The following is a 15,343-nucleotide window of genomic DNA, read 5'->3' as shown; positions in this document are numbered from 1 at the left end:
ATCAAAGGATATCCTTTTACTCTTCAATTTTCCATCAGCCCATTCAGCAATACGGACAGCCCGGTATGAAAAGATATCCAGGAGTTGGTACTGTTTGTATCTGTTCTCTTAAGGCATCCAGTATTGCTTTACGTTCAAGGTTTCCTCTTTGTGGACTATAAGGATCTGAAGCGAAAGCAAAGCTTGTGATATTTGTAATAAATGATATAAGAATGAGAAAAATTATTTTGGACATTTTCCAATCCACTTTCCTTTTATACTCATGCTCATCTCCCCTTCTGGGTCTTTGAACTTTATTAATCCCTCGAAGGTATCTCCTTTGTATGTTGCCCTTCCGGTGCCTGTGGAAGTGCCTTCCTCATCTTTGCATTTTATAGTCCATGTAACTGTGTTTACCTTAACATTAAAGTTTACCACCTTGCATTCCTTGTCGTGTTCTTCTTTGTAAGGTATGTAATCATTTTCTGTTAAACAATGCTTATAAGTCTGACGAAGCATCTCCTTCGGGATACCCGGTTCTTCAATTGTAGTGGTTATTTCCCATAATCCCTCTTTCAGGTTAGGTCCTTGTGCTATGGCATTTCCTGAAAGCAGAAAGATAGAAATAACAAACACCAGAATAATAATCTTTTTAATCATCTAATTTCCCTCCTTTTGTTTGAGGTTTTTTTCTTAATCTCCCCCTTGATAAATCACCCCCTTTTAAAGTTTTGATAGTGTTTAACATTTTTTATACCTTATTTTTCCTTTATTATCGTGTATTATCGTGACTGGCAGTGTACCCCATATTGAGCACATGTTTGCCTGCAATGAGTGCTAGAGCGTCCTTGTTTAACACAGCTCCCGACGTATGTCCAACATGCTGAAGGATTATTAAATTGTTGACACCAGTTATAGTCTCTTTGACAGTCATCATATTGATATTCACCACAGTCATTTAACGGAACGATAGGGCCGCCGGGAACTGGTTGCATTGGCTCAGGCTTCGGTCTATCCATCATCACAGCCCATGCACTACCAATCGTAAGTATCAACGAGAAAGCAATTACAGTTGAAACTATAAAATAAAAAAACTTATTCTTTATTTTTGTCTTCATCTTTGCCCTCCTTGATTTATTTTTAAAATCAATAACGAATTACAAACTTCTTATGCTTTCATGGCTTTATCACCTCCCTCTCGTGCCTTGAGACTCTGTACCTGAAAGGGTATTTATTCAGCAGGATTATTACCTTATTTTCACTTCGGGCACTGCCCTATCCATTTCCCTTTGAGGTTTTGGGTTATCTCCATATCTACATCTTTAACTTTTATAACCCCTTCGAAGGTTTCTCCTTACTGCTTCACCAATTCTACACGCCTATTCTTAGCCCTGCCATCTTCAGTTTCGTTTGAGGCAACCGGTGCAAGAGAGCCTACTCCATAAGCCTTTAATCTGTCAGCAGATATTTTGTACCTTGTGACAAGTTCCTTCATCACAGCATCTGCCCTTGCCTTTGAAAGCTTCATATTGTAGTCAATGATGCCAACATTATCCGTATGCCCAACAACATAGAGCTTTAACCCTTTATTCTGCTGAAGAAGCTTTGCTATTTCTTTAATTGCTGGCTCAGACTCGGGTTTTATATCCGCCTTATCAAAATCAAAATAGATTCCATACACAGAGGCACTTCCTTTTGCCTGAATATCACTAAGCAGGCTTTTTGCATCCGCAACAACTTCCTGGGCCATCTCGGATTTTTCAACAATAGTAAGGTCATAGCTGTCCCCGTCCCCGTCACTGCTTGCATCAACAATCACCCAGTATGTCTTTCCGCCTTTAATTAGTTTCAGGTATGTGTCATACCAATGTAGATATTCATAGACAATTGCTCCACCGATGCTTTTAATGGCATTCTGATAGTTCCGTATAATTTGTAACGAGCTCGGTGCTTTATAGCCTTCTTTAATTCTATAATCAGTAAAGTGAATTTTCCCTTCAACCTTGATATCATTTCCTTTCTCATCCTTGAAATCAGCCTGGTCAAAATCCTTCTCTTTGCATTCAAAGATATAAAAATTTGGCATCCTTGTAAACATCGGATGATCTTTACAGCCCTTTTCATCCTCCTGGGCAAGGGTAATACCACTGAATACAAATACAAAAACTGTTACCAACAAAATTACTCTTCTATACCTATTCATAGCCAATACCTCCTTATTTTTAAAGCCCAAAAGAGCTAAAGAGCGTTGGCTGTGAGCCATCCTTTGGATTAGATTGTTAGCCACTTTTTAATAAAATCTAATTGTATTTTAATTGCTTTACCAATCTTTAACATATTTCTTCTGAAATTACGCCAGCACGTTTAAAAATCTCAACTTGCTTACAATTGCCAGTTGATCGGCCATGGCTTTGCTTTCTTTGCCGTTAAAAATGATAAGCGCCTTGCTGGGATACAAACGATCTGTCTTACTTGTTAGAGGAATAATTTGAACTCTATTGAGGAACTTAAAGGCTTCTTCTCTCTTTTTGTCTTTTGACATTTGGGAGTATGCCAATTCAAGATTTGGGCGAACTACATGCGGGCGAACCAATTTTTCAACAAATTGGCTGATCTTGCATGAACCAATGGCCTTATGGAGATCTTCATAAACTTCCTCATCTATGGTTATAGTTAACTTTTTTTGCATTGAAATCCGCATGGTATTTGGTACTGTGACAATTGTTACACTTTTTGTAATTTTAACATTTTTATTTATTTTGTCAAAATTAGTTGTTTTGGTTATATTTATTTCCTAAATATTTCGCATATAATACCACCACAGATTGATCAGAATGCCGCTCTACGGATTAGCCGACGACCATATCCAATTTTCCAGTTGTCTCACATATTGCCTGCGAACCAGATTTTTATGAATATACTTTATCCCAAATCCATTAATAAGGGTGTTATTTCTCTGTCAAAGATGTATTTATTTTATCGCAACACCTGCATTATTAAAATTGCATTTTTCGGGTTAAACAAAATTGATATAAAATTTGTGCTTGATAATTTGAAGGGAATATTTTTTCAGGGATGACAACTATTAAAACAGAGTTCGCTATGAATAATAAGAATTTGTTAAATAAGATTTATGGCGGAGAGAGTGGGATTTGAACCCACGGTGAAGCTTTTAAACTCCACACACGATTTCCAGTCGTGCCCCTTCGGCCTCTCGGGCATCTCTCCATAAAAAAAGTTATCAGTTGATAGTTAACAGTAAACAGTTCTAAAAATCAATTGACTATAATAGACCCAATCATGTTATTTCTAAAGCTTTTTCTTCAGAAGTTCATTCACCATCTGCGGATTTGCTTTTCCCTTTGTCTTTTTCATAACCTGCCCGACAAAAAATCCCAGAAGCTTTTCTTCTCCTGCCTTGAATCTTTCAACCTCTTTAGGATGTTTTGAAATAACCTCATCTACTGTCTTTTCTATTTCTCCAGAGTCACTGATTTGAACCAGCCCTTTTTCCTGTACTATTTCATCTGCTGTCTTGTTAGTCCTGTACATCTCCTCAAACACAGTCTTTGCGATCTTGCCACTTATTGTTCCCTGTTCGACAAGCTTCAGCATCTCGACGAGACGGAGCGGTTCGAGATGACATTCCTCAATCGTTTTGTTTTCTGCATTTAGTAGTTTCATAAGGTCGCCCATGATCCAGTTTGCAACCGCCTTTGGTTGCCCGCCGAGTTTTACTGTATTTTCAAACCAATCAGCAATAGCTTTTTCTGATACAAGTAGATTTGCATCATTTTCAGGAAGTCCGTAAATTGAGACAAATCTCTCTCTTCTGATATCAGGCAATTCAGGCAGAGAAGCCTTTATTTCATCAATCCATTTCTGATCAACCAAGATAGGAACAAGGTCTGGTTCAGGAAAATAGCGATAGTCATGTGCTTCTTCCTTCCCTCGCATAGATTCAGTTATACCTTTGCCCGAATCCCACAATCTCGTTTCCTGAATAATCTTTCCGTCTTCTTTTAAAACTTTTATCTGGCGCCTTATTTCATAATCCAGTGCCTTCTCGACAAATTTAAACGAATTAATATTCTTGATCTCAACTTTAACCCCAAATTCTTTCTCATCCACAGGCCTTATAGATACATTAGCATCACATCTGAGTGAACCCTGTTCCATATTTCCATCACAGACACCAAGATATCTCAGGATTGCACGGAGTTTCTTCATATATTCAACTGCTTCAACAGGGCTCCTGAGATCAGGCTCAGAGACTATTTCCATCAGAGGGACGCCAGCCCTGTTAAGATCTACAAAACTATACTGTCCAGTGCCTTCATGGATGTTTTTCCCTGCGTCTTCTTCCATATGGATTCTTGTAATGCCTATTTTTCTAATCTGACCTTCAACCATAATCTTAATATATCCATGTTCACATATCGGGAGTTCATATTGGCTTATCTGGTAGCCCTTCGGCAGATCTGGATAAAAATAATTCTTTCTTGCAAATCTGCTGTATGTAGATATAACGCAGTTTGTAGCAAGACCCGTTCTGATTGCAAACTCAAGAGCTTTTCTGTTTAAAACAGGAAGCACACCTGGCATTCCAATACAAACAGGACAGGTCTGAGTGTTCGGTTCAGCGCCAAATTTTGTTGAGCAGCCACAGAATATCTTTGTATCCGTTAGCATCTGTGCATGAACTTCAAGCCCTATTACTGCCTCGTAGTTCATAGAACAGGTCTCCTCTTATGCCAATCTGTTGATTGTTCGTATGCATATGCGATCTTTAAAACAGTTTCTTCATCAAAATGTTTTCCGATAATTTGCAAACCTATCGGCAGATTGTTTGATGTAAATCCACACGGCATTGAGATAGCAGGAACACCAGCAAGGTTGACTGAAATAGTGAATATATCAGAAAGATACATCTGTAGCGGATCATCTGTTTTCTCTCCGATCTTAAAGGCAGCGGTTGGAGTAGTTGGTGTTATAATCACATCTACTTCCTTGAGCGCATTCTCAAAGTCTTTTTTTATTAAAGTCCTTACTTGCTGTGCCTTTTTATAGTAAGCCTCATAATATCCTGAAGAAAGTGCATATGTGCCAAGCATAATCCTTCTTTTTACCTCAGAGCCGAAACCCTGAGATCTTGTATTAATATAAACATCTAAAAGGTCTTTTCCTTCAACCCTTAACCCATATTTAATCCCATCATATCTTGCGAGATTCGAAGATGCTTCAGAAGTTGCTAACACATAATATGTGGCAACTGCATAACCTGTATGCGGCATTGATATCTTAATCGGGATTGCCCCGAGAGATTCCATTTTTTTTATTGCTACACGTATTGATTGTTCTACTTCCCTATCCATGCCTTCAATAAAATATTCATCCGGGATACCGATCTTTATCCCTTTGATATCTCTGCCAAGAATTCCTGTAAAATCAGGGACTTTAATTGGTGCAGACGTAGAATCATATGGGTCATGACCGGAGATACAGTTCATTAAAATTGCAGCATCTCGCACGGTTTTTGTTAATGGTCCAATCTGATCGAGTGATGATGCAAAAGCAATAAGTCCGTATCTTGATACCCTTCCATAAGTTGGCTTTAAACCCACGACTCCGCATAAGGCTGCAGGCTGTCTGATTGAGCCGCCTGTATCCGAACCAATTGCGCCGATGCATTCGTCCGCTGCAACCGCAGCAGCAGACCCACCGCTTGAACCTCCTGGAATTCTTCCAGTGTCCCATGGGTTTTTTGTTGTATGGAAGCCGGAATTTTCTGTTGATGATCCCATTGCAAATTCATCCAGATTTGTCTTGCCTATAAGTATATAACCATCATCTATAAGTCTGGTCGTGACTGTGCTTTCGTAAGGTGGAACGAAATTGTAGAGAATTTTCGACGCACATGTTGTCCGAATACCTTTTGTGCAGATATTATCCTTAATTGCTAAGGGGATTCCAAGTAAATAAGATTCAGCATTGTTATCTATTCTATTCTGTGCATTAAAGGACATTTTCTTAGCATGGTCCATGGTCAAGGTAATATATGCCTTAATCTTATCTTCAACTGCATCTATTCTCTCATAAAGAGAATTAACGATTTCAGATGCTAAAATTTCCTTATTCTTTAATAGTTTTCTTGCTTCTGCAATCGTTAGTTCATAAAGCTTCAATTCGTAATCCTTCCTAAAAGTATTTAAGAAATAGTAAAATAATCATTATTTTATTTTTATCTAAAATAAGGAAAGTAAGAGTTATCTTAACACCCGTATATAGTGCATCTCAAGTCTTTTTTCATAGGACTGAGTTATTTAACTATATTGACTTATACATATAAATACTTTATCTTACGATATTTGAAGAGGAGGTTATTTGCTTAAGATAAAAAACAGTATTTTTCTGAGTGTTGTCTTAATATTGCTCAGCAGTTTTTTTCAAGAAAAAGGCTTATTGCTATATGCAGAAGAACCCAGGGATTTGCAACAGCCACAGAAAGAGCAGGTTGCACCTGAAAGTAATCCTCTGAATTTACAGATTCCGAGAAAATCACCAGTTACAAAAATACCTTTACAGCCTGGAAAAACACCAAAACAAACAGACACACAGGTTCAGCCACAGACTATACAAGATAAACAGATTAAGGAAACTTCAGAGCAACAGGAACCTCAGACTATATCCCAGACGCCTCAGGAACAAAAGCCGCAGGAAGTTCCACAACAAACAGAACAACAATTTCAGCCGCAGATTACGCAGGAACAACAACCTCAACAACTCCAAATGCAAACAGCACCTGAGCAATCCAAGCCTGTTCAGCCACAACAACCTGTTAAAAAGAGAAGTGATGTTAGTTTCAATTTCGATGATGCAGATGTCTTTTCAGTAATTCAGACAATCTTCGGAGATGTCCTCAGGGTGAATTATGTAATTGATCCGCAGGTAAAGGGAAGGGTTAATTTCAGATCTGTTGCACCTGTCCCTATAGACGACGTGCTACCTTTAATGGAGGTTATTTTGCGTTTGAACGGCGTTGGCGTTGTTGAAGAGGGTGGTCTTTACAGGATAATTCCAATCGGTGATATATCTAAAGAGCCTGCGCCGGTTGTGATAGGACGAGACGCCGATAAAGTGCAAATATATGGGAAAGCATTGCTTCAGGTTGTTCCGATATACTTTATACAATCCTCTGAGATGGTAAGGATTCTCACGCCGTTTTTATCCAAGAATGCGGTTATTGTTGATGTTCCGAAAAGCAATTACATTATTATTGTTGACACAGATGCTAATGTGAAAAGACTCCTTCAACTTGTAGAAGTGCTTGATAGTGAACAGCTAAAAAAGATAAAACCTGAAGTCTATGTTTATCCGGTTCAAAACAGTAAGGCAAAAGATATAGCCAATATGCTTCAACAAATTTTCTTAGGTGCAAAACCTTCACCTTCACCGGTAACTCCAGCAACTTCCCAGCCAACAACCGGTAAAACCACTACTACTCCTGCTCCTGTTACAACACCACAACCTCAGATTTATACGAGAACAGAAGGAGGGGAGGCACTGGTATCAGATGTTACGAGAATATTTGCGGATGAAGTTTCGAACACATTAGTGATTCTTGCAACTCCTGATGATTATGTGCTTATTGAAGAGACAATAAAGAAGATAGATTTTGTCCCGAGACAGGTTGTGATAGAGGGCTTGATTGCTCAAGTAACACTTACCGATAATCTGAGCCTCGGATTCTCGTGGTCATTAAAGACAGACCTTAATATTACTAATATTAAACCTTTTAATAACGATGTAAATCTGAGCGGGATTGTAACTCAAAACCCAACTGGCCTGGATGTTGATCCTGCTAATCTTTCCGGCACAGGCTTTACCTTTGTAGGCACAGATCCATCTGGTATTGTAAGGGCAGCAATAACAGCTCTGGCTAAAGAGGCAAGGGCAAAGGTTCTTGCAGCTCCTCATATCCTTGTATCAGACAATCGTGAAGCAAGGATACAGGTTGGACAACAGGTTCCTTTGGCAACCTCAGAAACGAGTATCACTGGCACAACTGATATACAAAGGACATACCAGTATCGGGATATAGGTATTATTCTGAAAGTAAAACCACAGGTAAACGAAAGTGGACTAATTTCTTTAGAACTAACTCAGGAAATTTCTTCTCTCGGTGATTCAATATCATTTGGAGAAGGGTCAACCCAACCTTCTCTGAATAAGACCGAGACAACAACCACCCTTGTTGCCCAGGATGGACAGACTATTATTATCGGAGGGCTTATCAGAGAAGATGTTACAAAATCAAAGGAAGGAATTCCTTTTCTTAGTAAGATTCCTATTCTCGGCTATCTTTTCGGCAGTTCATCAAATCTTACTACACGTGTGGAATTGATATTGTTACTTACTCCTCGTGTAGTTCAAACAAAGCAAGAGGCTGTTGATGTAACTTCTGATTTCATAGAGAGATACAAGAAAATCTCCAAAGATAAAAAAATCGACAAATACATGCAGGATGTTAAACAGGAAGAAGAAAAAGATAAAGAAAAGAAATAATAGAGAAACGAAGTCCTGAGATTAATTACTGTACTCAATACCTCATTAATTCATTTCCTTTCCTCATAAGGATAGAAGATGTTTGATACCCTAAAGTCATTATTTCATGTAAAATGTAATTACTAAAATGAAACAAAGCTCGTTTACGTATTATAAGGATTTAGTTATAGCACTTACTCAGAAAGAACTGAAGGTTAAGTATAAAAGAAGTTTTTTGGGGTATCTCTGGTCTATTGCAAACCCGCTTGCTCTCTCTCTGGTTTTCTTTATAGCATTTAAGATTTTCATGAAGATCCAGATCGAAAACTACACGCTTTTTCTTATATCAGGACTCTTCCCCTGGCAGTGGTTTTCAAACTCTGTAAACAGTTCAGCGATGACACTTGTAGGAAATGCTCCGCTGATCAAAAAAGTGAACTTCAGAAGGGAAGTGCTCGTTATTGCTACTGTTCTGAATGATATGCTTCACTTTATTCTCTCTATACCAATAATAATAATATTCGTATTCTTCTATGGAATAACACCGAGTTTGATGTGGTTAATTGGTATTCCTATTCTTTTAATAATACAATTTATAATAACGTTTGGTTTTGCTGTTGCCGTCTCCTCGATAAATCTTTTCTTTAGAGATATTGAAAGGATAGTGTTTATTATTACAACGCTCATGTTTTATATCACGCCTATTATATATGCGGAAAATATGGTTCCTGATAATTTCAAAGGACTGATATTACTGAATCCATTATCTATTCTCATGGTGAGCTGGCGGAACCTTTTCATGAGAGGAATAATTAATCCCGGAGATATCGCTATGGCATTTCTTTATTCTCTAATCGTTTTTGCCATCGGTTATTTCATTTTCAAAAGACTGAGGTGGAGATTTGCTGAGGTTTTATAGATGGATATTGCTGTAAAGTTTGAGAATGTCTACAAAGAATATCCTTTTTATCAGCATATCACCGCAGGATTTAAGTCTTTTCTGTTCAATCTCCCCAGAAGTATTGCATCTCTAAAAAAGACTAAGTTTATAGCATTAAAAGACGTATCTTTTGTAGTTTATAAAGGCGAAACTTTCGGCATAATCGGAAAAAACGGCTCCGGCAAGAGCACAATCCTTGGTCTTATTGCAGGTGTGATTAAACAGAACAGTGGTCTCCTTATAAAGAATGGGAAAATATCCTCTTTACTCGAACTTGGAGCTGGTTTTCATCCTGACCTCTCTGGTATTGAAAACATAATCCTTAATGGCATACTCATGGGAAACACAAGGGATACTATGCTTAAAGCAATGAATAGCATCATTGAATTTTCAGAGCTTGGGGAATTTATCTATCAGCCGTTGAGAACCTATTCATCGGGCATGTATGTCAGGCTCGGATTTTCTGTAGCTGTTCATGTAGAGCCTGAAATACTGCTCGTAGACGAAGCACTTGCTGTAGGAGATCTGAATTTTCAGGAGAAATGTCTGAGAAAGATTATGGAATTCAAAGACTCAGGGACTACGATTATCATCGTCAGTCATGATATGACGATGATAGAAAGGTTATGTGACAGGGCGGCATGGATTGAAGCCGGCAGCATAATGGAAATCGGTAGCCCAAGGCAGGTGATAACAAAATACATGGAGTTTTCAGGAATAAAGATAAATACGCAACAGATTGAAGAGCAACCAACAAGTATTGGAGAAGAGAATATAGAAAAACTTGTACCTGAAATCCCGGAGAATGCAGTCGAAAATCAGTCAGCAAAACGGCCTGTTTCGTGGTGGGATTCACCTCCTTTAATAAGTAATTTTGAGGAGATGATTACCGGAGATCCAGGGATACACTTCTATGATTTTCTGAGAAAACAGCAAATGATAAAATCTCTTGGAAAAGGTTTAAGTATTTGCAAGAGATTGAAAGGTATTGAGAATAATTTCATTTTATTCAATATATGCAGGTCATTTGATACTATTGACATCACAGTGACATCTACAGATATAACAAAGAGATTTTCTGCTATTAGAGAACAATATTATGATTTATTTCTCTGTATAGATGTATTAAGTGATATAGAAAATCTTGAAGCTTTTCTGTCTAAAATACATCATATTCTGAAGGGACAGGGTTTTATTATTGCTTTAGAATATATAGGGCCCCAGAATTTTCAATGGTCTGATAAGGAAATAAAAATAGCTGACATGATTTACCGGGCTATGTTGTATGGAACTGACATAGATATTCAGGAAAATTCATTACAAATTAGCACTGGAAAAACAGCAATAAATTCGTTGCATATAATGCCTTTAATTAAAAAATATTTTGATATTCTCACCATAAGATATTTGGGCGGTCCATTGCATGACCTTCTTTTTGATAAGATAGTAGACAGATTGAACCCAGAGAATGAGAGAGACTTAGCCCTTATAAACTCTATATTGCAATTTCAAGAAGTTCAGATAGAAAAAGGTATTTTCGAGCATACCTACGCACTAATAATTGCACAAAAGAGGCCTCACTGAATGACTGGAGATAATCCTTTAGTATCAATAATCGTAAGAACAAAAGACAGGCCAGAGCTCCTGAAAATTGTTTGCAAAAGCATTGCATTGCAGACTTACCGGCCTATAGAGGCAGTCATAGTAAATGATGGTGGGTGTGACCTTCCGATAGAAGAACTCAAAGGCATTCTGGGTAATGTTTCTTTGAATTATATAAAACTTGAGATGAATTACGGAAGGCCCTTTGCAGGTAATACAGGAATCAAACACGCCTCAGGCGAATATATATGTTTTCTGGATGATGATGATGAATATTACCCGGAACATGTCTCAACACTTGTGTCGGCTGTTACCGGTAGGAATGATAAAATTGCATACTCAGATGCAATGAAGATTGCAAGAAAGTTTGATTCCGAAACAGGAAACATAGAAGACACTGAATTGGGGGTTTTCAGTTCTTATGATTTTTCTTATATTGATTTAATAACAGAAAACTATATCCCTCTTACTACCCTTATATTCAGCAGGAAAATACTTCTTGATTCTGGTGGCTTTGACGAGGAATTCGAGCTGTATGAAGACTGGGATCTTTTGTTAAGGATTACTGAAAAGTCGACCCCTTCCCACATACAAAAAGTAACAGTGAAATATATTTTCTGGGATGAAGATTCCCAGATCTCACAGCGACCGTCTGAAAGAAAAAAATATTACGACAAAATATTCTATAAACATAGAGATAAGATCAACACAGATGTAATATTACACCTGAAGGAAAAACGTGATACAGTCGAGAAGGAATTTCTTAAAAGTCTCGAACATTACAGGGAATTGGAGAAAAAGTATAAAGACTATATAGAAGTTTCTGAAAATAGAATACGTGATGCAGAAAAGAAAATACACAATGCAGAAAAGAAGATCATTAATCTTTCAGATGAACTCGAACATCAGAAAGTTACCAATAAAATACTTCAGGATACTATCGCATCCCTCGAAGGCATGAAAAAATTCCTCGAGGAAAAAGTAGACCTCCTCGAAAGAGAGATACATATGATGGTTAATACCATTGGGTGGAGGGTCTTGACCAGAGTGAGGAGAATAAGGGATAGATTAATACCGCCCGGCTCAAATAGAAAGAAGGTATATGAAAAAATAATCTTTCCATTAAAGCGTAAAAGTTTTTTCAAGCCTATTAAACAAGTTGACAATGAATATTCGAAGTGGATTTCAATCCAAGAGCCTGATGCAGAAGAGCTTAAGTCTCAAAAGACTGAGTCCTTACATTTTTCCTTACGCCCCAGGATAAGCATTATCGCTCCGGTCTACAATACAGACAGAGATATGCTTATATTAATGTTAAATTCTGTTGTGTCTCAAACATATGATAACTGGGAGCTTTGTGTTGTAGATGGTAATTCGGATAGTCCTCATATAAAAGACATCCTGTCAGAATACTCAATAAAAGATGAAAGAATAAAAGTCACATTTCTTGAGAAAAACTACGGCATTGCAGGGAATTCAAACAGGGCACTACAGATGGCAACAGGGGAATTTATTACATTCCTCGACCATGACGATGAGCTTACTCCTTTCGCCCTTTTTGAAGTAGTGAAAGTTCTGAATAAGATGCCAGAGATTGATATTGTCTATTCGGATGAAGACAAGATTGATGAATCAGGAAAGCGATGCAAACCTTTTTTCAAGCCTGATTGGTCACCGGATTTACTAATGTCAGTAAATTATGTATGTCATCTGATGGTAATAAGAAAGAATATTTTAGACAGTATAGGCGGTTTTCGCGAAGGATATGATGGTGCTCAGGACTACGATCTTATACTCAGATGTATATCACAGACATCTCGTATTGTTCATGTGCCTAAAGTGTTGTATCACTGGAGAATGCATGCTGAATCCACTGCACAAAACATATATGTAAAAGATTATGCACATGAATCCGGGAAGAAGGCATTAAGGGAATATCTCTCGGGAAATAATATCAACGCCCATGTTGAAGACGGTGCCGGAATGACAAATTACAGGGTAAGATATTTATTAAGTAGTAATCCAAAGGTATCTGTGATAATACCTTTCAGGGATAAGCATAAGGTTCTGGAGAAGTGTATTAACAGCATTATACAGAAAAGTTCATATAAGAATTATGAGCTTATACTCATATCGAATAGCAGCAGCGAAAAAAAATTATTCGATTATCTTGACAGTATTAAAAAACTTCATGAGATAAAAATCTTTCACTACAATCAGACCTTCAATTATTCAGCAATCAATAATTTTGGTGTAAAACAATCAGATGGTGAGGTTTTATTATTTCTTAATAACGATACAGAAGTCATTACTGAAGACTGGCTTGAATCAATGCTTGAGCATGCCATGAGAAAAGAGGTCGGAGCGGTTGGATGTAAATTGTTATTTCCAGATAATTCTATTCAACATGCAGGAGTGGTTGTTGGATTGACAGGGTTTGCAGGACATGTTTTCAGTAAGATGTCTGACGATGCATACACTAATTTTGGCTCTGTGGATTTTGTTCGCAACTACCTTGCTGTCACAGGGGCTTGCATGATGATGAGGAGGGATGTATTCGAAGAATTAAGAGGCTTTGATGAGCGGTTTACTCTCTGCGGAAGTGATGTCGAAATATGCCTCAGATTGATTCAGAATGGATATAGGGTAATATATACACCCTTTGCAAAACTATATCATCATGAAGCCCTTACAAGAGGTGGCGATATCCCGATTAATGATTTTCGATTGTCATGGAATGTTTATGAAAAATATATAAATGGTGGAGATCCTTATTATAATCCTAATCTCACCCGTTTAAAGACTGATTGTTCATTAAAGGCAAATAATGAAGAAGCAGTCTTGAAAGAGATAATTGAACATGCAATGGGACAAGGTTAAAAGGGCATTAGACATTATCAAAAATGAAGGATATAACGGTTTTCTAAGAGTCCTTTATAAGCTTACAAAAAATCAGGACAAGCCAGCAAAAACCCTTGAAACGCTTAATCTCATAGCTGCACTTGATTTTTCGGTTCAAGAGCTTGAGCAGAATAGAAAGCTTATGTCTGAATTCGAGGAAAAAAAACCTGAAATAAAAAGCATCAACTGGTTCATTCCTTATTTCCTTCACGCATATTATGGAGGTATATATACTATCTTCAGATTTGCAGATTATTTTGCCAGAGAAAAGGGGTTAACAACGAGGTTGGTGCTTTATGATAATCCTTACATTGATGAAGAAGAAATCAGGAGTAAGATTAAAGAAACATTCCCGCAACTTGCAAAAGAGGAAATTTATATTTACAAGGGTCCGCATATCAATGTTGTTCCTTATGCGGATATTTCTGTGGCAACACTCTGGACATCTGCGTATCAGCTCATGAAGTTCAAAAATACTCTCGGAAAATTTTATTTCATGCAGGATTATGAGCCACTTTTTTATCCTGCAGGTTCATATTATGCTATGTCAGAGGCTACTTATAGATTTGGTTTTCACGGTATAGTGAATACGCCGGGTCTATATGATTTCGTTACTAAAACATATGGAATGCGTGCAGAATATTTCATCCCTGCTGTTGACCGTCACATATTTTTCCCAAAAGAAAATCCTCCTGATATATCAGTCAAAAAAACAGAGAAGATGAAGCTTTTTCTTTATGGAAGGCCACATCATGAAAGGAATGCATTTGAGCTGGCTATAGCCACTGCTCGGAAGATTAAGGAACATCTGAAGGAGAATATCGAGATTGTTTCCGCAGGAAGCGAATGGGATACAAAAGAATATGGGGTGGAAGAGGTTATTACCAATCTCGGACTTCTAAGTTACAGGGAAACGGCTGAACTCTACCGAAGCTGTGATTTTGGTCTTATCCTTATGTTTACAAAGCATCCTTCATATATCCCGCTGGAGTTGATGGCAAGCGGTTCAATTGTTATCACCAATCATAATTACGCAAACACATGGTTGCTGAAAGACAGGGTAAATTGCATTATTGTTGAGCCTTCGCCAACGTATATAACAGAAAAAATTCATGCCTTGATTGCTGATCAGACATTCCTCAAGACAATCAAAGAAAATGCCTTCCAGACAATTTCTGAATTTGACTGGGAATCACAGATGGAGAAGATTTACAGGTTCATTATGTGGAAGGATTGCGTATAAACCAAATCAAGTGATAAAGATGTGTGATTCTGAAGGAGCGAAGTGTATGGCGCTTATTGCTGGATTTGTTTCAGGAGCAATTCGCAGGTTTGAAAAAATAATAATTTTGTGTCAAAATTAATTCCAAAAATGAT

At 37.6% G+C, this 15,343-nt stretch carries 12 protein-coding genes and 1 tRNA gene; 5 read left to right on the top strand and 8 right to left on the bottom strand.

The features are described from left to right. Positions 1–43: 43 nt before the first annotated feature. From HXY53_04985 to gatA, 8 genes are all read right to left on the bottom strand, one after another. Positions 44–235, bottom strand: coding sequence for a hypothetical protein (locus HXY53_04985; GenBank protein ID NWF75915.1), 192 nt, complete (start codon positions 233–235; stop codon positions 44–46). Then, positions 223–639, bottom strand: a complete 417-nt coding sequence (locus tag HXY53_04980; GenBank protein ID NWF75914.1) for a DUF3617 domain-containing protein — start codon at positions 637–639, stop codon at positions 223–225. The genes HXY53_04985 and HXY53_04980 overlap by 13 nt, the downstream gene beginning before the upstream one ends. Before the next feature lie 122 nt (positions 640–761). Continuing rightward, the gene (locus HXY53_04975; protein NWF75913.1) at positions 762–1,097 is read right to left on the bottom strand and encodes a hypothetical protein; all 336 of its coding nucleotides are present in this window, start codon (positions 1,095–1,097) and stop codon (positions 762–764) included. Positions 1,098–1,333: 236 nt separating this feature from the next. After that, positions 1,334–2,182, bottom strand: a complete 849-nt coding sequence (locus HXY53_04970; protein NWF75912.1) for an OmpA family protein — start codon at positions 2,180–2,182, stop codon at positions 1,334–1,336. A 147-nt stretch (positions 2,183–2,329) separates the two neighbouring features. Further along, the gene (locus HXY53_04965) at positions 2,330–2,668 is read right to left on the bottom strand and encodes a hypothetical protein (protein ID NWF75911.1); all 339 of its coding nucleotides are present in this window, start codon (positions 2,666–2,668) and stop codon (positions 2,330–2,332) included. Positions 2,669–3,113: 445 nt separating this feature from the next. Beyond that, positions 3,114–3,207: transfer RNA gene (locus tag HXY53_04960), tRNA-Ser, on the bottom strand. Positions 3,208–3,288: 81 nt separating this feature from the next. Then, positions 3,289–4,713 (bottom strand): Asp-tRNA(Asn)/Glu-tRNA(Gln) amidotransferase subunit GatB, encoded by a 1,425-nt coding sequence (gene gatB, locus HXY53_04955; protein ID NWF75910.1) that lies wholly within the window; start codon positions 4,711–4,713, stop codon positions 3,289–3,291. Next, positions 4,710–6,164, bottom strand: coding sequence for an Asp-tRNA(Asn)/Glu-tRNA(Gln) amidotransferase subunit GatA (gene gatA, locus HXY53_04950; protein ID NWF75909.1), 1,455 nt, complete (start codon positions 6,162–6,164; stop codon positions 4,710–4,712). The genes gatB and gatA overlap by 4 nt, the downstream gene beginning before the upstream one ends. Positions 6,165–6,363: 199 nt before the next feature. Between gatA and HXY53_04945 the strand changes: the two genes are divergently transcribed. The 5 genes from HXY53_04945 (at position 6,364) to HXY53_04925 (ending at position 15,209) form a co-directional block, all read left to right on the top strand. Then, positions 6,364–8,544 carry a hypothetical protein gene (locus HXY53_04945; protein NWF75908.1) on the top strand — a complete coding sequence of 727 codons (2,181 nt, stop codon included), beginning with the start codon at positions 6,364–6,366 and terminating at the stop codon, positions 8,542–8,544. Between the two features lie 127 nt (positions 8,545–8,671). After that, on the top strand, positions 8,672–9,442 hold the full coding sequence (locus HXY53_04940; GenBank protein ID NWF75907.1) for an ABC transporter permease: 771 nt from the start codon (positions 8,672–8,674) through the stop codon (positions 9,440–9,442). Then, complete coding sequence (locus tag HXY53_04935) at positions 9,443–11,047, top strand: ABC transporter ATP-binding protein (protein ID NWF75906.1); 1,605 nt, start codon at positions 9,443–9,445, stop codon at positions 11,045–11,047. It abuts the gene before it with no gap. After that, positions 11,048–13,945, top strand: coding sequence for a glycosyltransferase (locus tag HXY53_04930; protein ID NWF75905.1), 2,898 nt, complete (start codon positions 11,048–11,050; stop codon positions 13,943–13,945). It abuts the gene before it with no gap. Further along, the gene (locus HXY53_04925; GenBank protein ID NWF75904.1) at positions 13,926–15,209 is read left to right on the top strand and encodes a glycosyltransferase family 4 protein; all 1,284 of its coding nucleotides are present in this window, start codon (positions 13,926–13,928) and stop codon (positions 15,207–15,209) included. Before HXY53_04930 ends, HXY53_04925 begins: the two co-directional genes overlap by 20 nt. The last annotated feature ends 134 nt before the right edge of the window (positions 15,210–15,343 follow it).

The organism is Nitrospirota bacterium (assembly GCA_013388455.1).
In the GTDB taxonomy this organism is placed as follows: domain Bacteria; phylum Nitrospirota; class Thermodesulfovibrionia; order Thermodesulfovibrionales; family SM23-35; genus JACAFF01.
This window is presented reverse-complemented; position numbering and strand designations above follow the sequence as displayed.